The following is a 17,711-nucleotide window of genomic DNA, read 5'->3' as shown; positions in this document are numbered from 1 at the left end:
TGTGTGGTTATGTGAACTCAGAATAAAAAGCAGGATCCTCGCTGACCGCTCCCCGTAATCCTATCACTTTGCTGGCAAAATGCTGGGCATTCAATAAAATTTTCTGTACTGGCCACCCGGCTAACAACCCGTGAATATACATTGCACTGAAAGCGTCTCCTGCTCCCACAGTATCAACCAGCTGCTCAGCAGCAACCCGTTTCTGTTCATAAAAGGTCCCATCGTTGCAGCGCACGATACCCCCTTCCTCTCCCCGTGTCACGATCAGTTGTTCCAATTGAAAATGGGTTTGCATGCGGGTCATATCCTGCTGCAAATCCGCTGAATTAAAGCCCAGTTCATTCAATTCCAAATGATTCAGCTTGCACCACTTCGCACGTTCCAGACATTTGTATATATCTTCCTTGTTCCACCACGGTGTGCGTAAATTCACATCCATAAAAACTGATACGGATTTGGGACGTGTCAGAAACTCAAAAGCATCTCTCGACACTGCATTTCTTAACGCCAGTGAACCATGATAAACAATGGCATCATTACGCAGGCCTGGCAGCTCTGCTGTTTGTATAAAATCGTAAGCTCGGTCAGCTCTGATATCGTATGAAGGCTCGCTGCCCTGCAAAGAGACCTGAACCTCGCCCGTGAGATGTTCATTATCTGTTTGCAGCCCTTCAGTAGAAAGCTGCCAATTTTCCATCGCATTGCGGATCTGCTGACCAGATTCGTCATTGCCAACTCTGGAGATGAAAACCGGATGATCCCCAAAGGCTTGTAAATGCCAGGCGACATTAAAAGGTGCTCCGCCCAGCTTTCGCTCGCCATCCGGAAAGCAATCAAATAATACCTCGCCAAATATGGCTAGCGCGGACTGCTGGCTCATGTATTGTCTCCTGATTCAAGTTGGTTTCTGAATCCTTCAGCATAATGCCAAACACCTTGTAATACCCCTGCACTGTAATTGCCATTCATGCCCAACGGCCCAGGATCAACAGCAATATAAAGCGACTGCGGGTGACCATTTTCAGCGACTAATTGCTGTGCCATGGCTTTGATTTCATCTGAGGCGTTATTGACCACAACTGATTGTATCGGGCTGGCTAAAACCGGCATATCATTACCACTGTCACCAGCAAAAACCACCTCGGTATCCTGATACCCCAAACGGCTTTGCAAAAATTCGATGGCGTGCAGTTTGGTGGCATGTTCCGGTAACACATCCAGTAAACCAACATTGGTCAGCTCATCAATACTCCACATTACTGAAGCGTTGATTCCATTTTTTTGCAGATGGTTATGCACTTGTGCAATGACCTCATCCTTATTGAGATAAAGCGGCAGATAAAAACTCAGTTTGTGGGTGTTTTGCTTACTGAACTCCTGCAATTGCAGATCTTTGATATCACTCAGCAAGGCCTTCAAATCAGAATGTGATTGACCGTTCCAGTCTTTGGCAATTTCATCACACCAGCTCTTTACTTCCTGCCACCGTTTATCTTTGTATTGAAATATTTTAGTTCCCACATCGCTAATGATGTAATCCGGTTGTGGCAGGCTATAGGTACGGATAGCTTTTTCAACCAATTGACGATGGCGGCCCGTCACATATACCAGACAAACATTTTCCGTTTGACAGAACTTTCGGAATCGCCTGCGTGCATTGGGATGTTCAGCCTGCATTCCGTTCGGTATGACAGTGCGATCCATATCGGTACAGAGTAATAATCTTGCACTCATTTAATTTGAACCTGTTGCTTGTTCAGAGGTGGTTTCAAAAAAATTATAGTATTCAATCGCTTCCATAATGCCTGCAGCATAAGGCTTATGGGCAAAATAGATATGTGAAAAATCTTCCAGTTGTGACAGTTCTTCATGATGCCTGTTTGCTACAACAACAGCCAGTGTGTTGCCCCGCATCATATCCTCATCGGCACCACTTCCACCGGCCACACAGATACGTTCCAGCGGCATTTGCCAGCGATCTGCAACAAACCTCAACGCCATACCTTTTGATGCTCTGAGCGGCAGAATATCCAGATACTGACCAAAGGCGAGTTGAACATGTACCGATAACTCTTCTCGGTGTAACAATGATTTCACGGCCTCAACATCTATCTGTTCGGGATTGATGTAATAACTTAGCTTGAACTGACTCTGTTCTGACTTGGGCTGTCGTTCCAGCCCTGGAATATCATCAAGCAATTTAGTCACCCGATGAGGTAACCACAAATGGTCAATATGTTTGGTCCATGCCGTATCCGGTGTTAGTTTTGGTGCATAATAAATTTCGCTGCCGCTACTGGTAATCAGAATATCCGGCTCGGGAATACGATGTTTTTTCATCAGTTTTAAAGCCTGATCCAAGCGTCGGCCGGTAGCAATAACAAATTTGGTACTTTTACGATTATCCCGCAGCAGACCAAGCAATGCCTGCAAGGATTCATCATCACCAATCAGATTCAAATCCAGATCGGTGACCAGTGCTCTTTCATCGCGTCCCATTTCACGACGTTCAACTGGCAAGCGCAGTAATTTTTCAGTGCGTGCAGCAATCGGTTCAATGATTTCCAGGTAGCGTTTTGCATGTGCTTCCCAGGAATAATGTTCAGTGACGCCTTTCAGGCCATTTTGCTGACACTGTTGCCAATAATCATCGTCAAGTAACAGTTTCTCTATCGCAGTACTGATACTGGAAATTTCCAGTGGATCAATTAATTCGCCATTCAGACAATTCGCCATGATATCTCTGGGGCCACCGTCTTCGGTGGCAACAATCGGCAAGCCGCTGGCAGCAGCTTCAATCAATGTCAGTCCAAAAGGCTCTGTCAGAGCCGGGTTAACAAATACCCCTTTGGTTGCGGCTGCTATGCGATAAATCAGCGGTACTTCATCACGACGATGATGTTTAGGAATAGTGACTTTGCCGTAGAGATCATAACGATCAATCGCCACCAGAAGCTCATGAAATACTTCCTGTGCCCCTCGTTCCAGATCATCAATATCATCACGATTACCAGCAATCACCAGAATATTGGCATGTTGCTGTAATTGTTCTGACTGCCCATAGGCCTCAATCAGACTGACAATATTTTTACGCTTATCTGGCCGCGACAATGCCAGAATCATCGGTTTTTCCGGTTCATCCAGATGTTTGGTAATGCGTTTAAATAACTCGCTTTGCAGTTCATCTCCCTTTGGTGGAGTGAATTGCTGAACATTAGTACCGGGCGGCACGATACGCATTTGAGCCGGCTGGTAGTGATCATAAAGCTCATACTGCTCTTCAATTTCCTGATGCGTACTAGTGATCACCCGCTCTGCGGTAGCCAGCGTAATTTCTTCTGCCTCAATTCGCTGGTTCATCTTGTACTGTTGTTCTAATTGATCGATATCCACGCCACTGGCCAGCAATCTTCTGCGTTTGACTCGTCCCAGTGAATGGCCGGTATGGATTAGTGGAATTCCCAGCTGATTGGCAATATGCGAGGCAACCAGTCCGGAATCAGCATAATGACTATGCAAAATGTCTGGTAAAAACGCCTGTCTACGGAAAAAATCCACCAGATTATCGGCAAAGGTATCGAGATATTCCCATATTTGTTCTTTGGCCAGATATTCTTCAGGCCCGGCATCAATTCTTATGATACGTAATTTTTCGTTGAGCTCTTCAATAGGCTGGGCATAATCAGGCGAAACCTCATCATCCTCGACTCGTCGGGTAATTAGTAAAACTTCACCGACCTTTTCCTGCTCAGACAAAGCCTGAGCCAGCTCAAGCACATACAGTGTCTGACCGCCAGTATCGGCATCTCGACCAAGTTCGAGATCATGACCACGAATAAGACCATGGATATTTAACAGAGCAATCTTAAGTTTTTCATTTTTATCTGACATAGGCGTTTTATGGTTTCTTCACAATGCGTTATATCCGGACACTCAGCTAGAGTCAGACAAGGAATATTCGTCTGTTACTTTGCGATATTCCCTTAAAACTACCCGCTAAGCTGCCAGAAGACAAATCAATCTCGTTCTTAAAGGGGTGTTGCAACCATGAGCGTATCATGCAGTCTGTTAGTTACGTATTAACTTAAATTTAAAAAGGAAAATTTCTATGAGTTTGCAGCGTATTTTTTCTTCTTTATTATTATTGTGTTTACTGCCACTTGGTCAACCTGTTATGGCAGAGGCGTTATTAGAGAAAACAATTGACAGTCCTTCACGGTCAGAAGCCAATAAGCAACGTGATATGTTTCGCCATCCTTCAGCCACCTTGATGTTCTTCGGCATCACCGCTGATATGCATGTTGCTGAAATATGGCCAGGACGTGGCTGGTATACTGAGATCCTTGCCCCATGGTTAAAACATGGTAAGGGAAAATTGATTGCAGCCGGTTTTCCTGCGGACACACAATCGGCTTACAGACAAAATCTTCGCCAGGAATACAATACCTGGCTAAAAGCCTCTCCAGAGCTATATGACGAAGTAGTTGTCACCGAATTTGGCCCGGAAAGCGATTGGCAATTTGCTGATCCACAAAGTCTGGATGCTGTTTTAACCTTTCGCAACGTTCATAACTGGGTGCAGGGTGATTTTGCCGACCAGGCCTTTAATGCCATTTTCACAGCATTAAAATCCGGCGGTATTCTGGGTGTGACTGACCATCGGGCCAAACCGGGAACTCCGCTTGCTGTGATGAAGAAAAGTGGTTATCTCACTGAAGAATATGTGATTTCACTGGCTGAAAATGCTGGCTTTGTACTGGAAGAAAAGTCTGAAATCAACGCGAATCCGGCAGATACGGCGGATCATCCCAATGGTGTCTGGACCTTGCCACCCAACCTGCGCGTAGATAATGAAACAGATAAAACGAAATATCAGGCCATTGGTGAAAGTGATCGAATGACCTTACGTTTTCGTAAGCCTTGATGACGGAAAGCTCAGACACAGAAATCTGTGTCTGAGCTATTATTTATCGAACCACCCTGACAGCAATTTCCAACACCACTGGTTGTTGTAAACGGCGTTCAATTTCCTGTTTTACTTCATCCATCACGGCATGATCCACTGGGGTTTTTGACACCATGGTCAAGCTGATTATCACTGGATCACGAGGTCTCACATTGACATCCACCAGTTTGACACCTGCTATTTCCTGGCCATCCAACTGACGTAACACATTATTTTCGGCCACCATCCGCTCAAAACCGAAAGCCAGCGGAACCGCCAGGATAGCCACCATCACCAGCGTCAGCATCAAACCACGTTTCGCTCGATGAAATGGACTGTAACCCAGAATCATAAAGGTGATTAACGCTGCCAGAATAATGCCAACAAGGTTCGTCAGATATAACAGGAAAGCACCAAAAAACACGGTCAAGTCGAACCAACCCAAGCCAATACCAGCAACCGCCAGCGGTGGCACCAAGGCTACAGCAATAGCGACACCGGCAAGACTTTTAGCCACTTCAGCACGCGCATGAGCATAGGCACCGGCAATACCCGAAACCACGGCCACACCTAAATCCAGCAAGGTCGGACTGATTCGTGCGGCGATTTCACTATTGATATGATTCAACGGTATAAACCAGGCAATCAGCATGGCACAAAGTAAGGCGAGCCCGGTGCCAATAGCGATACTGCGACCACTATCGATCATCAGATTTTCATCCTGGCGCAGGGTGCCTAATGACATAGAAATAATCGGGCCCATCAATGGGGCCAGAATCATCGCACCGATAACGACTGGAATAGAATTGGCAAACAGGCCAAAAGCCGCCAGCAAAGTGGATAACACCATCAACGTTAAATAGGCTGGAGTAGCCTTTGCGCTTTCGCGCATCATCATAAATAAATCTTTAAACTCTTCCGGCGCAGCATGATGCATCCATGGCAATGGATAACTGACCAGTTCATTACGCGCTTTGCCCAACGGCAATGCCTGGGTGCGAATAACTTCTTTCTGATCCCCACCACTTTCCGATAACGCCAGTAGCCTGCCGGGTATCAACCGAATAGTCCGCCGCTCTACTTTGAACTGCAGTTGCTGTGCCTCGGAGACCATCTCATCATGACTGTATTGGATGGGTTTATTGGTTTCCAACGTAAGCTGGCTACTTTTAATAAAGCCGACAAACGCCGGGTTATTTCGGCTCCAGATAGTTCGCATAAACAAAGAGGCAAACAGAAACCTGAGCATTTCAAAGACACTTCTTGGCGCCAACACCAGTGCATGCAGCATCCCATCATTGGCATTGGAATCGGGCATAAAACGGCGGGACAATACTGAGCTTCGGCCATGCTCAACTGCCACCACGCCAAAGGCTGCTGTTTCAATCACTTTTTCTTTCTGAGTGGTAATAGTGAACGGTGTAAAACGCACCTCTTTGAGACTACGCATCAATCGCCAGAAGCGTCTTACCCTCACCAAGAATGCTTCTACCATTGCTTCGCCAGGGACCAGAGTAAAGGTCTGCCCTACAATCACAGAGTTGAACACCGGTCTTTCATTACAAAGCAACAAATCCAGTTGCGAAGCATCGTTATTCACAATATCGCTAAGTGCATCGTCAAAATTGGCGGCAATCCCAAAACCATAGCGGGCATGTTTCATCTCGGGATGCGGTAACAGCCCAATCGTCCATTTCTGCTCACGTGCCTTTAGCATCAACTTACGCAGCAACTCATCATTCAGATAGCTGATGACCAGCTGATCATCATCAAATTGACATGACTGCTCCAACTCAAAGCTGCTGAGCTCAATATCCCATTGCTGTTCAGGTAATTTCGGCAGAATCTGTTCTTGAACAGTTGATTCATCTTCCGTCGAAAACAACAATACAACTCGGCGTTTATCAGTCATTGAATCAAGTTTGCTGATCAAATCTTCTACCATTCAGGCGCTCCGTAACGGGAATAATTCTGCAATATGTTATCAGACCAATCAGAAACGTCTGGTCTGTAAGGAGATGGAAATGTTATGAACCCAAGTATATTAATCTTTGCTAGCCACTACTGCTGGCGGCTATTTTTTCGTCCAACAAGGCGGAGATGAAAGCTCAACAAGCCCTAGCTTTGATATAACAATTTATTCATCGTCACAATGGTGTCAGTTCGAATCTGTTTGGGGCAGACACGTTCACATTCACGGTAATTACTGCAACTGCCAAACCCTTCAGCTTCCATTTTTGCCAGCATTTTAGCCGGTCGTTTATGGTCTAATTGTCCCTGCGGCAAGCTACTCAAGTGACTGACCTTGGCGGCAATAAATAACGTTGCCGATGCATTCGGACAAACCGCAACGCAGGCGCCACAGCCAATACAGGTGGCTGCATCAAAGGCTTTATCTGCTACCGGCTTGGCCACCGGCTGGGTATTGGCCTCCGGTGCTGCACCGGTTCTTACCGGTATATAACCACCCGCCTGAATAATACGATCAAACGCACTGCGATCGACCATCAAATCTTTAATCACCGGAAATGCCGTTGCCCGCCAGGGCTCAATCCATAATTCGTTTTGATCTTGATAGTCACGCATATATTGCTGACAGGTGGTCGTCGCCCGGTGCCGACCATGAGGTTCGCCATTAATCACCAGACTACAACTGCCACAAATGCCTTCACGACAGTCATGATCAAAAACAATAGCTTCTTTACCGAGAGTGATCAGACGCTCATTGAGGGCATCAAGCATTTCCAGAAAAGAAGATTCAGCTTCCACTTCCAATTCATGTTTTTCAAAAAAACCTTTGGCTTGGGGATTGGCCTGACGCCATATATGCAGGATAAATTTCATTGGTAGTTCCGAATCCCAGGACTGACAAAATCGAAATGCAGCGGTTCTTTTACCAGCTTCGGCTGAACCACATCACCGGTGAACTGCCAGGCCGAAACAAAACCAAAATCGTTGTCGTGTCGTTGTACTTCACCGTTAGCGGTTAAATGTTCGACCCGAGCATGGCAACCACACGACTCTTCACGGCTTAATGCATCAATACACATTAATTCGCCAAGTTCCATAAAATCGGCAACCCTACCGGCTCTTTCCAGCGTCTGATTAAGCTGTTTGTCATTGCCACTGACTTTGATTTCCCGCCAGAATTGTTCACGCAGTTGCTGGATATCTTCAATAGCCTGTTTCAAGTCAAATTCATTGCGTGCCATGCCGCAGTGATCCCATAAAATCTTGCCCAGACGACGATGAAAATAGTCTGGCGTCTGTTTTGGTTCAGGCGCATTCAACAGTCTGTCCAGTCGCGATTGCGAATAGTTCATGGCCTGCTGCACTTCTGGATAATCTTTATCTTCCAATGGTGTTTGTCGAGCAAGATAGTCGGACACCGTGGTTGGTAGAATAAAATAGCCATCTGCCAACCCCTGCATCAATGCACTGGCACCAAGTCGATTGGCACCATGATCGGAAAAGTTGGCTTCGCCGCCGGCAAACAATCCATCTACCGAGGTCATCAGATTATAGTCCACCCACAATCCTCCCATGGTGTAATGCACGGCAGGATATATTCGCATCGGCTGTTGAGTTGGGTCTTCAGAAGTAATTCGCTGATACATATCAAACAGATTGCCGTATTTTTCATTGATTACGTCAGCACCCTGTTCTTTAATGGCATCGGCAAAATCCAGATAGACCCCCAGCTTCTGCCCATTAATTTCATGACCAACACCACGGCCATCATCACAAATATGTTTGACCGCCCGCGAAGCAATATCGCGTGGTACCAGATTGCCAAAGGCCGGATACATCCGTTCCAGAAAATAGTCCCGATCCTGTTCCGGAATTTCACGCGGGTCACGACCACAGTCTGCCGGATTTTTGGGTGCCCAGATGCGGCCATCGTTACGTAACGATTCACTCATCAAGGTCAGCTTGGATTGCAATTCACCATGTTGTGGAATGCAGGTGGGATGAATCTGGGTAAAACAGGGATTGGCAAATAATGCTCCATGCTTATGTGCTCGCCAGATAGCAGAGGTATTACAGCCCTTGGCATTGGTCGACAGGTAAAAGGCATTACCATATCCACCGGTGCAGAGCACCACACAGTCCGCCAGATGTGAACTTAATTCACCGGTCAATAAATCCCTGACCACAATCCCTTTCGCCTTGCCATCAATTTTGATCAGATCCTGCATTTCACAGCGGGAAAAATGCTCAATATGCCCTTCAGCCACCTGCCGGCTCATCGCCTGATAAGCACCGAGTAATAACTGCTGACCGGTTTGACCTCGTGCATAAAAGGTTCTGGATACCTGCGCTCCACCAAACGAACGATTGGCCAGATAGCCGCTGTATTCACGGGCAAACGGCACACCCTGGGCTACAGCTTGATCAATAATTGAGGTACTCAGTTCTGCCAGGCGGAATACATTGGATTCGCGGGCCCGAAAATCGCCACCTTTGATCATGTCGTAAAACAGACGCCAGACACTGTCACCATCATTATGGTAATTCTTAGCGGCGTTAATCCCCCCCTGAGCAGCAATACTATGTGCACGGCGAGGACTGTCCTGATAGCAGAAGGTTTTCACCTGATAACCCATTTCTGCCAATGATGCTGCAGCAGAAGCACCAGCCAGACCGGTGCCGACCACAATTACTCGATATCGTTTTCGATTAGCCGGACTGACTACCCGAAGATTGTATTTATGCTGAGTCCAACGTTGTTCCAATGGACCTTTTGGGGAAAAGCTGTCTAATGGTTGTTCTTCAGTCATTTATGCTTTCCAATAGGCCAGAATCGGGACAATAGAAAATCCCACCACTAGTAAAACGACAATGGCAGTGCTAATCCAGTAAAACTGTTTTGAAGTTTTGCCCAGTGTTTGTAATACATTGGTCAATGAGTGTTGCAGATGCAGTCCAATTAACAACACGCCCCCAAGGTAAATCAGCAATTGCCATACTGAACTGAATAACGTGAGTGTCTGCGTGTAAATATCAGCGCCGCCAAATGACCACATTTGCGCCATATGCCAGATAATAAACAGTAAAATCAGCGTAATAACGATGGATACCAGCCATGCGGGAATGAAATGATGTTGCCGGTGCTGATAAGCCTGAACCCTGGCCTTGCTGTTGTGCAACCGAATTTGCACCGCGACAATGACATGAAACACCAATGATGCTGCCACTAATAGCCATAAAGGCCAGCGAATCAGTGGTTGATTATAAAAATCGTAAAACGCCTGGTATTGCTCGGGACTGAAAAAGCTCAGATTAGTGAGCATATGAAAAATCAGATATGCGGTCAGCACCAGACCGGCCATCGCCATCAGGCGCTTTTTAACTTGCAACAGTGCCATCAGCTTTCCCGACTCATTACAATTTGATCGGTCTCTGACAGCGGTTCAAGTTTTTCACGCTGAATGGTTCGCACACAGCTGTTCCAGCGCAGAATGGCTTCATCATTATGATCTGGACGCATTTGCTCTGCCTGCTGGTAACATTCCAGCGCCTTAATAAAATAATCATAGGCAAATGCACGGGACATGGGTTGAGTGAGCATAAATCTGGCACGACGTTCCAGCACAATACCGGTGTAATAGGTCTGTTTGTATTCACTGGACAGCTTGCTGATAGCCGTTTCAATATCCTGAAACGGCGACTGACTGCCACTGATACTGATCTGATCCGTTAACGCAAGTATGTAAACCACCAAAGCCGCCTGATTTTCAGGCTCGATATTGAGAATATCCAGGCAGATGCTTTCCGCAATTTCGGGCTCAAGTAATGAGCGATATTGTCGCGCACGGTCCAGAGCCAGTTCAATTGACTCGGCATGTATATCATGTAAATTCAGGTCCATCGCGCTCTCTTGCTACTAGGATTTGCCGTCACGGCAGATATAGCCTCAATCTAAAGCAATTGGCATGGCTTTTCAACGCAACCATGCCACATTATTCAAAATAGAGTCTGATAAGGTTTGTTAGCCTTTCATGGTGGCCATGAAAGATTAACAGACCCTAGTTAATCTGTTATCTTTGACGGTTTTATAACGGCTTAATTCCGGTTTATTTATGCAACGAAAGATTCTGGTCACCAGCGCACTTCCCTATGCCAACGGTTCTGTCCATTTGGGACATCTAGTTGAATATATTCAGACAGATATCTGGGTACGTTTTCAAAAGATGCGGGGCCACGAATGTCATTATGTATGTGCCGATGATGCCCATGGCACGCCAATTATGTTGCGCGCACAGAATGAGGGCATTACCCCGGAACAATTAATTGCCGACATCAGCAAGGAACATCAGGCGGATTTTGCCGAGTTTGCGATTGGTTTTGATAACTATCACAGCACACACAGCGAAGAAAACCGCCAACTGGCCAGCCAGATTTATCTGGCAAATCGTGATGCCGGACATATCGAAAGTCGTACCATCAGTCAGGCCTACGATCCAGAAAAAGAAATGTTCTTACCGGATCGTTTTATCCGCGGTGAATGCCCCAAATGTGGTGCAGCCGATCAATATGGTGATAGCTGTGAAGTTTGCGGTGCCACATATGATCCAACCGAATTAAAAAACCCTGTATCAGCCGTTTCTGGCGCTACTCCCATCACTAAAGAGTCTAAGCACTATTTCTTCAAACTAGGTAATTTTGAACCAATGCTGCGTGAATGGACTCAGGGCGACCATTTACAGGCTGAAGTAGGACGCAAACTCGGTGAATGGTTTGACAGCGGTCTGCAGGATTGGGATATCTCACGTGATGCACCCTACTTTGGTTTTGAGATACCGGATGCGCCAAACAAGTTTTTCTATGTGTGGCTGGATGCTCCGATTGGCTATTTAGCCAGCTTCAAAAACTACTGTGATCGCACCGGTGTGGATTTTAATGAATTTATGCGTGCCGACAGCCCGACTGAAATGGTGCACTTTATCGGCAAGGATATTATCTATTTCCATGCGCTGTTCTGGCCGGCCATGCTTAAGGGTGCCGGTTTCAGATTACCAAACCGTGTGTATGCGCATGGCTTTCTTACCGTTGATGGTAAAAAAATGTCCAAGTCGCGTGGCACTTTTATCAAGGCCCGCACTTATCTGAATCATCTGAATCCGGAATATCTGCGTTATTACTTTGCTGCCAAGCTGAATAACACTATTGAAGATATCGATTTGAGCCTGGAAGATTTCCAGAGTCGCATTAATTCAGATCTGGTTGGCAAGGTTGTGAATATTGCCAGCCGCTGTGCCGGTTTTATCAATAAACGCTTTGATGGAAAATTAAGTGACTCATTGACTGATGAAGCATTATTTAACGCATTCACCGATCAATCTGAGTCGATTGCCAGACGTTATGACAATCGCGAATTTGCTCAGGCAATGCGCGAAATCATGGCGTTGGCAGACAAAGCCAATCAGTATATTGATGAACAAAAACCCTGGGTGCTGGCGAAAGAAGAAGGCAAAGACGCAGAAGTACAAGCCGTTTGTAGTATGGGCATCAATATGTTTCGTGTTTTGATTGCTTACCTCAAACCTGTATTACCACGAACGGCTGAACAAGCTGAAGTTTTCTTAAAAATTAGTCCATTGCAGTGGGCTGATATTGGTCAACCATTATTAGGTCATACTATTGAACCGTTCAAACCTTTAATGACTCGGGTCGAACAGGACAAAATTGACGCTATTATTGAAGAGTCCAAAGAGAATATGGCTGCAACAGCTGCCCCCACCAAAACAGCAGAAAATATTGATCCGATTGCCGATGAAATTCAGTTTGATGATTTTGCCAAAATTGATTTGCGCATCGCCAAAATTGTTAATGCTGAACATGTCGAAGGGGCTGAAAAACTGCTGAAACTCACTTTGGATATCGGGCTGACAGAAAAACAGGTATTTGCAGGCATCAAATCTGCTTATGCACCTGAAGATCTGGTCGGTAAATTAACCGTGATGGTCGCAAATCTGGCCCCACGTAAAATGCGCTTCGGTTTATCAGAAGGCATGGTGCTGGCCGCAGGCCCTGGTGGTAAGGACTTGTTTATCCTAAACCCCGATGAAGGAGCAAAACCGGGAATGCGGGTTAAATAATCTTTGAACCGTGAACTAAGCACTCAAAAAAGACCTGATGTAAAATACATAAAAAAAGCCGGCATGATAGCCGGCTTTTTAGTGTTACCAAGACTGATTTTATTGTTTCAGTTCTTTTTCCATACCAATTTCATACAACTCTAAATTGGCTTCTTCAATTTCACCAGTTACGGCATTTACATCTACTTTATATTCGCGGCCATGTTCATTCACGATATCAAATTCATAAGTGACCGAACCTTCGTAACCGATTTCATATTCATTGGAAACGACTTCGCCCGGAATGAAGTCCAAAGCCGTTTGACGAGCTGCTGATTCTTCAATTTTGGCGTATTTCTGGAATGTAGGATCATTTGCTTCTACTTCACGCTCGACTTCGGTGACAAAACCTTCTTCAGCATTACATTCGACATTGTAGGTACTGCCATTTGCCGAAGCTTCAATATCAAACTCATATACTGGGTCATCACCTTCCATTTTCATTTCCAGTTTACGAACATTGCCAGGAATGGTATCCAAAGCAGCATCCATACACGTTTCCATTTTTACCAGTTTCCATTCACGGATATCGTCAAGATCATAGTTGTCGTTATCAGCCAATGCCATTGAAGATAAAGACATGGTGACTGCAGCTGTTAATAATGTAGCTGTATGTTTCATAGTATTGCTCCTTAAATATAAAAACCTGCTTCCATTCTCTACCCGCAAGAGCAATGTTGGTTATCTTTTTGAATTGATTAGCTAACCCCTAACCCGGTTATCATTATATTGGGAATTTTTCCTGTATACAAAAAAAGCCCCGGAAAATAACTTTCCGGGGCTTTAATTTGATTTTACTGCTGAACATTCACCTCAATGCGTTTGGGTTGAAGCTGTGGCATTTTAGGAATCGTCAACTCCAACACCCCATCCCGTGAAGCGGCATTGATGTTATCTACATCAGCGGTTTCCGGTAGGGTGAAACGCCGCATAAAACTGCCACTGAAGCGTTCAATACGTTTGTAATTATCCTTTTCTTCAATTTTTTTACTGTCACGCACACCTTTAATGGTCAACAGACCATTTTCGGCTGTCACTTCAATATCAGCGGCTTTAACGCCGGGCAAATCAGCGTGAATAATGAAACTCTCTGCGTTTTCCTGAATATCAACTGCTGGTGTCCAATCCTCTTCACTGAAGTTGGTTTCAGCGGCCGGTGACTGGAATAGCGTCGACATTTCACGCTGCAGATTATCAAGCAGACTGTAAGGTCTATAACGTTGAATAGCCATAAAAACACCTCCATAACAAGTTCATCATGAAGACGAATACTGTCTTCTGATCAGCAAGATTGGGATGTGTCAAAAAAAATTCAAGAGGCTTGCAATACTTTTAAATTAACTATTAGTTATCAACTGGATAGCAATTAAGGTTAATGTTTAATAATACCTAATACAACGGCAATATTCGCCAGATCTGCCGTGGTGTTTACATTCAGTTTATTTTTAATCTGTGTGTTGTAGTTCGCCACTGTTTTATAGCCTAAATGTAATTCTGCAGCGACTTCATGTGCAGTCATCCCTTTAGCCGTCAGACAAAACACATCAAACTCTCTTGGCGATAACAACTCCACCACCTGACCGTAATGCAACGTATCACTGGGATGTTTGAAATCATCTATATTGGGCAAAATATCCTGTTCAATATAACGTTTGCCCTGAGATACCGCTAACACGGCTTCTGCCAGTACTTCTGCAGCACTGTTTTTAGTCACATAGCCTTTAGCACCGGCCTGAATGGCACGCTCGACATAGATCGATTCATCATGAATGCTGTAGACCAGTATAGTGGCCTGTGGATCCTGCTTTTTAAGACGACGAATGGTTTCCAATCCTCCAATGCCGGGCATGGATAAATCCATTACCACCACATCAGGACGCTTGCGTTCATATTCATGACAGGCCACTTCGCCACGATCAACATCCACTATGTCGCCAATAAATGGTTGAGAATCCAGTAACATTCTGAATCCGGCTCTCACCACCTGGTGATCATCTACCAGCAATACACTTATCTTTTTATCATTCATTCTCTGTTTTCTCTATGATTGGCATCCATACACTGACATTAACGCCTTTTCCTGCTTCAGACTCGAATCTGAAACGGCCTCCCATATTCTCAACCCGTTCTCGCATGGCCAATACCCCGAACCCATGTCCGGAAGTCTCACCGCCTTGCCCGTTATCATGGATCCGCATAACTACACGTGGAGAGGTATGCTCGCCCTCCTGCCGAATCAGTAATGTTACCTCAGTGGCATTGGCATGACGCACTACATTGGTGAGACATTCCTGTGCAATTCGATAAACATGTATCGCCAATTCATGTGAAACATCATCCAGACGGTCATCATAATCCAGTTTTATCACCAGATCGGGATGCCTACGACGCCACTCATTAACAAGATCGGTCAGCGTTGCCCCCAAGCCTAAATCAGCAAGACTTAACGGATGCAAGGTTCGCATCATGGAACGAACCACGCCGGCCAAATGGTTACATATTTCAGCGATTGAATCGGAAATTTTTGCTACATCCGTACCCGGCTGGCGAATCGCTGTAGACATGGCTTTTATAGCAGTCAACGATTGGCCCATTTCATCATGCAATTCGCGGGATAAGTTTCGTCTTTCGGATTCCTGAATCTGCATTGTATGACGGGCTAACGCCTGATTATTCTCTTTGGCGACTTTCAAAGCATCAGACAAGTGATTGATTTCTGTGGCAATAGCATCGAATTCACTGATTTTGAAGGGCGGTAGTTTACGTCCATATTGTCCAGACTCTACACGCCTAAGCCCAACAACAATCGTCCGCACATTTTGTAGCATGGAATTGAATACAAAATTAATGGCTAAAAATATTACAGCGACCATTGTCATTACTGACCAGAAATAAGCTTCCGATTCCTCCCAGGCTTCAGCAATTTCATCCATCGGATCAGCTCGAACAATAATTTTTTTTACTCTGCCATCAGCAAGTTTTATGTCATATTTTGAAGATGGATAGGTAGTTTTAACAGCTCGTTGAAACCATTGAGGTGGTAACTCTTCATCTATATCATCAGATACAAACCATTCTACTTCCTCATTCTCTTCATTAATAAGACTTATATGTAGATGACGGGTATGTTGAATCGCACTAATTTGCTGAAGCCATTCATATTCAGTCATGGAAGTTCGGGATAAATGGCTAAATCCCAAATCAATCATTTGCAGGGCCAGATTGAACGAAGAATTTACCTCACGTTCAACTGAATGACGTGCTTGCCATATTGTTAACAAGCCCCCCACAAGAATAATAATGATCACCGAAAATATAATTCGACTATTGATCAGGCCTCTTAAGCTCATATAGCGCTCTCGATATCACATGGAATGAGAATAATCATTGCTCCTTAAACTAATGTTATGTGTTTAGTTATTATTAATTAACATAAAAGCTAAACTGATAAAGCATCATTATCAATATAATTCAATGAGTAAACTGAGAAATAAAATTACTGTGAATAGCTTAAATGGCTTTTTCAATCATTATTCACAAAGGAAAAAAAGGTGATTTTTTATTTGAGGTATTTGTTAGAGGCACCCGCTCCTTGCCCAATGAACAATTCAATTCGAGCCTACCGTATCTTTCGAGGTGCTTTTAACTGGCATGTCGATAACAAACCGATATTGCTTACCAAAGTGTAATATGACTTCTTTCTGGCCACGCTTGAGAATCTTAACTTCGATATGAATATCACTGTAGCCGTCATGTGCTAATACATCATCGATCATGTCAGTGAGTTTGAATTTGAGTAATTCGGCAGAGTTTGTGGTGGCAATGTTCATATTATCCGGCTCAGTTTGATTTCTGTGAGTGGATAGTAGACAAAGAGGAAAATATCCCATATAGGATATTTTCCTTATTTTGTTAATGACGCTATAAAAATAGAGAAAAACGGACTTAAGCAATTGTTTTTATATTTAATTATTAATTCTAATTAAATTTAATAATAAATCAGTTCACTACACCGTTTAACATTGATAAACCGAGTCTACACATAAGAAGAATAAAAGGAATTCCTCCTATATGCGGTGGCGTCTAAGATGACTATGATTAACTCCAACAGCTTGCTAATGAGATTCTCTCGGGGTGTACCCCCGAAATAGTTGCTTACTGTAGCCTTAAAGTTAGTTACCTCTTCAGATTGGTCATGCGATCTGAGTTACCGTGGATAGACCTATCCACGGTTTTTTTTTGCCTGATGTCTGTATTTGGCAGTTTGTCATACTTAACCAGACAAACTTAAAACATACCTAGTTGTAATTGAGCGGCTTCGCTCATTTGGTCTCGGGTCCAGGGTGGATCCCACACCAGTTCAACATGCACTTTGTTCACACCGTCAATGCTGCTGATTTTGTTTTCTACATCCCCGGGAAACGTCTGTGCCACGGGGCATCCCGGTGCGGTAAGCGTCATTTGGATAACCACATTTCCGGATTCACTCACATCAATCTCATAGATCAATCCAAGCTCATAGATATTGACCGGGATCTCGGGATCAAAGATGGTTTTGAGCATCTCAATTACATCTTCTTTTATATCTTCAGCGGTAAAAGGTTGTACCTGATTGTCGTTCATAA

At 44.6% G+C, this 17,711-nt stretch carries 16 protein-coding genes; 2 read left to right on the top strand and 14 right to left on the bottom strand.

What is annotated here, in order from left to right; genetic code table 11:
- Positions 1-7: 7 nt before the first annotated feature.
- From B3S93_RS12655 to B3S93_RS12645, 3 genes are read right to left on the bottom strand one after another with little or no spacing between them, the layout of a single operon-like run.
- Complete coding sequence (locus B3S93_RS12655; protein ID WP_292403340.1) at positions 8-880, bottom strand: PfkB family carbohydrate kinase; 873 nt, start codon at positions 878-880, stop codon at positions 8-10.
- The gene (locus tag B3S93_RS12650; protein ID WP_292403337.1) at positions 877-1,734 is read right to left on the bottom strand and encodes an HAD-IIB family hydrolase; all 858 of its coding nucleotides are present in this window, start codon (positions 1,732-1,734) and stop codon (positions 877-879) included. The genes B3S93_RS12655 and B3S93_RS12650 overlap by 4 nt, the downstream gene beginning before the upstream one ends.
- Complete coding sequence (locus tag B3S93_RS12645) at positions 1,735-3,891, bottom strand: HAD-IIB family hydrolase (RefSeq protein WP_292403334.1); 2,157 nt, start codon at positions 3,889-3,891, stop codon at positions 1,735-1,737.
- 217 nt (positions 3,892-4,108) lie between these two features.
- On the opposite strand from B3S93_RS12645, the gene B3S93_RS12640 reads away from it, so the two are divergent.
- Positions 4,109-4,924: a class I SAM-dependent methyltransferase gene (locus B3S93_RS12640; RefSeq protein ID WP_292403332.1), complete on the top strand. Its 816-nt coding sequence runs from the start codon at positions 4,109-4,111 to the stop codon at positions 4,922-4,924.
- A gap of 43 nt (positions 4,925-4,967) precedes the next feature.
- On the opposite strand, the gene B3S93_RS12635 is transcribed toward B3S93_RS12640, so the two are convergent.
- From B3S93_RS12635 to B3S93_RS12615, 5 genes are all read right to left on the bottom strand, one after another.
- Positions 4,968-6,890 (bottom strand): TIGR00341 family protein, encoded by a 1,923-nt coding sequence (locus tag B3S93_RS12635; RefSeq protein ID WP_292355859.1) that lies wholly within the window; start codon positions 6,888-6,890, stop codon positions 4,968-4,970.
- Positions 6,891-7,063: 173 nt separating this feature from the next.
- Positions 7,064-7,789: a succinate dehydrogenase/fumarate reductase iron-sulfur subunit gene (locus tag B3S93_RS12630; RefSeq protein ID WP_292355861.1), complete on the bottom strand. Its 726-nt coding sequence runs from the start codon at positions 7,787-7,789 to the stop codon at positions 7,064-7,066.
- Positions 7,786-9,726, bottom strand: coding sequence for a fumarate reductase/succinate dehydrogenase flavoprotein subunit (locus tag B3S93_RS12625; protein WP_292403329.1), 1,941 nt, complete (start codon positions 9,724-9,726; stop codon positions 7,786-7,788). The genes B3S93_RS12630 and B3S93_RS12625 overlap by 4 nt, the downstream gene beginning before the upstream one ends.
- The gene (locus B3S93_RS12620; protein WP_292403326.1) at positions 9,727-10,314 is read right to left on the bottom strand and encodes a succinate dehydrogenase; all 588 of its coding nucleotides are present in this window, start codon (positions 10,312-10,314) and stop codon (positions 9,727-9,729) included.
- Complete coding sequence (locus B3S93_RS12615; RefSeq protein ID WP_292355867.1) at positions 10,314-10,817, bottom strand: hypothetical protein; 504 nt, start codon at positions 10,815-10,817, stop codon at positions 10,314-10,316. The genes B3S93_RS12620 and B3S93_RS12615 overlap by 1 nt, the downstream gene beginning before the upstream one ends.
- Positions 10,818-11,028: 211 nt before the next feature.
- Here B3S93_RS12615 and metG point away from each other — a divergent pair, with 211 nt between their 5' ends.
- Complete coding sequence (gene metG, locus B3S93_RS12610; RefSeq protein WP_292403323.1) at positions 11,029-13,047, top strand: methionine--tRNA ligase; 2,019 nt, start codon at positions 11,029-11,031, stop codon at positions 13,045-13,047.
- Between the two features lie 99 nt (positions 13,048-13,146).
- On the opposite strand, the gene B3S93_RS12605 is transcribed toward metG, so the two are convergent.
- The 6 genes from B3S93_RS12605 to B3S93_RS12580 all read right to left on the bottom strand — a co-directional run bounded on the left by B3S93_RS12605 (position 13,147) and on the right by B3S93_RS12580 (position 17,709).
- On the bottom strand, positions 13,147-13,707 hold the full coding sequence (locus B3S93_RS12605) for a PepSY domain-containing protein (RefSeq protein WP_292355871.1): 561 nt from the start codon (positions 13,705-13,707) through the stop codon (positions 13,147-13,149).
- Positions 13,708-13,880: 173 nt separating this feature from the next.
- A complete protein-coding gene (locus B3S93_RS12600) occupies positions 13,881-14,318 on the bottom strand; it encodes an Hsp20/alpha crystallin family protein (RefSeq protein WP_292355873.1) in 438 nt (145 codons plus the stop codon).
- A gap of 140 nt (positions 14,319-14,458) precedes the next feature.
- The gene (locus B3S93_RS12595) at positions 14,459-15,115 is read right to left on the bottom strand and encodes a response regulator (RefSeq protein ID WP_292355875.1); all 657 of its coding nucleotides are present in this window, start codon (positions 15,113-15,115) and stop codon (positions 14,459-14,461) included.
- Positions 15,108-16,436, bottom strand: a complete 1,329-nt coding sequence (locus tag B3S93_RS12590) for a histidine kinase (protein ID WP_292403320.1) — start codon at positions 16,434-16,436, stop codon at positions 15,108-15,110. The genes B3S93_RS12595 and B3S93_RS12590 overlap by 8 nt, the downstream gene beginning before the upstream one ends.
- Before the next feature lie 258 nt (positions 16,437-16,694).
- On the bottom strand, positions 16,695-16,916 hold the full coding sequence (locus B3S93_RS12585; RefSeq protein WP_292355879.1) for a hypothetical protein: 222 nt from the start codon (positions 16,914-16,916) through the stop codon (positions 16,695-16,697).
- Between the two features lie 457 nt (positions 16,917-17,373).
- Complete coding sequence (locus B3S93_RS12580) at positions 17,374-17,709, bottom strand: SUF system Fe-S cluster assembly protein (RefSeq protein WP_292355882.1); 336 nt, start codon at positions 17,707-17,709, stop codon at positions 17,374-17,376.
- Positions 17,710-17,711: the final 2 nt, after the last annotated feature.

The organism is Methylophaga sp. UBA3613 (assembly GCF_002375415.1).
In the GTDB taxonomy this organism is placed as follows: domain Bacteria; phylum Pseudomonadota; class Gammaproteobacteria; order Nitrosococcales; family Methylophagaceae; genus Methylophaga.
Note: the sequence above shows the minus strand (reverse complement) of the source record. Positions and strands in the feature narration are given on the sequence as shown.

Coding starts and splice junctions, on each gene's coding strand:
- B3S93_RS12635 (WP_292355859.1), bottom strand. CDS start 6,890: ATGGTAGAAGATTTGATCAGCAAACTTGATTCAATGACTGATAAACGC.
- B3S93_RS12650 (WP_292403337.1), bottom strand. CDS start 1,734: ATGAGTGCAAGATTATTACTCTGTACCGATATGGATCGCACTGTCATA.
- B3S93_RS12595 (WP_292355875.1), bottom strand. CDS start 15,115: ATGAATGATAAAAAGATAAGTGTATTGCTGGTAGATGATCACCAGGTG.
- B3S93_RS12620 (WP_292403326.1), bottom strand. CDS start 10,314: ATGGCACTGTTGCAAGTTAAAAAGCGCCTGATGGCGATGGCCGGTCTG.
- metG (WP_292403323.1), top strand. CDS start 11,029: ATGCAACGAAAGATTCTGGTCACCAGCGCACTTCCCTATGCCAACGGT.
- B3S93_RS12640 (WP_292403332.1), top strand. CDS start 4,109: ATGAGTTTGCAGCGTATTTTTTCTTCTTTATTATTATTGTGTTTACTG.
- B3S93_RS12590 (WP_292403320.1), bottom strand. CDS start 16,436: ATGAGCTTAAGAGGCCTGATCAATAGTCGAATTATATTTTCGGTGATC.
- B3S93_RS12585 (WP_292355879.1), bottom strand. CDS start 16,916: ATGAACATTGCCACCACAAACTCTGCCGAATTACTCAAATTCAAACTC.
- B3S93_RS12605 (WP_292355871.1), bottom strand. CDS start 13,707: ATGAAACATACAGCTACATTATTAACAGCTGCAGTCACCATGTCTTTA.
- B3S93_RS12600 (WP_292355873.1), bottom strand. CDS start 14,318: ATGGCTATTCAACGTTATAGACCTTACAGTCTGCTTGATAATCTGCAG.
- B3S93_RS12625 (WP_292403329.1), bottom strand. CDS start 9,726: ATGACTGAAGAACAACCATTAGACAGCTTTTCCCCAAAAGGTCCATTG.
- B3S93_RS12580 (WP_292355882.1), bottom strand. CDS start 17,709: ATGAACGACAATCAGGTACAACCTTTTACCGCTGAAGATATAAAAGAA.
- B3S93_RS12615 (WP_292355867.1), bottom strand. CDS start 10,817: ATGGACCTGAATTTACATGATATACATGCCGAGTCAATTGAACTGGCT.
- B3S93_RS12655 (WP_292403340.1), bottom strand. CDS start 880: ATGAGCCAGCAGTCCGCGCTAGCCATATTTGGCGAGGTATTATTTGAT.
- B3S93_RS12645 (WP_292403334.1), bottom strand. CDS start 3,891: ATGTCAGATAAAAATGAAAAACTTAAGATTGCTCTGTTAAATATCCAT.
- B3S93_RS12630 (WP_292355861.1), bottom strand. CDS start 7,789: ATGAAATTTATCCTGCATATATGGCGTCAGGCCAATCCCCAAGCCAAA.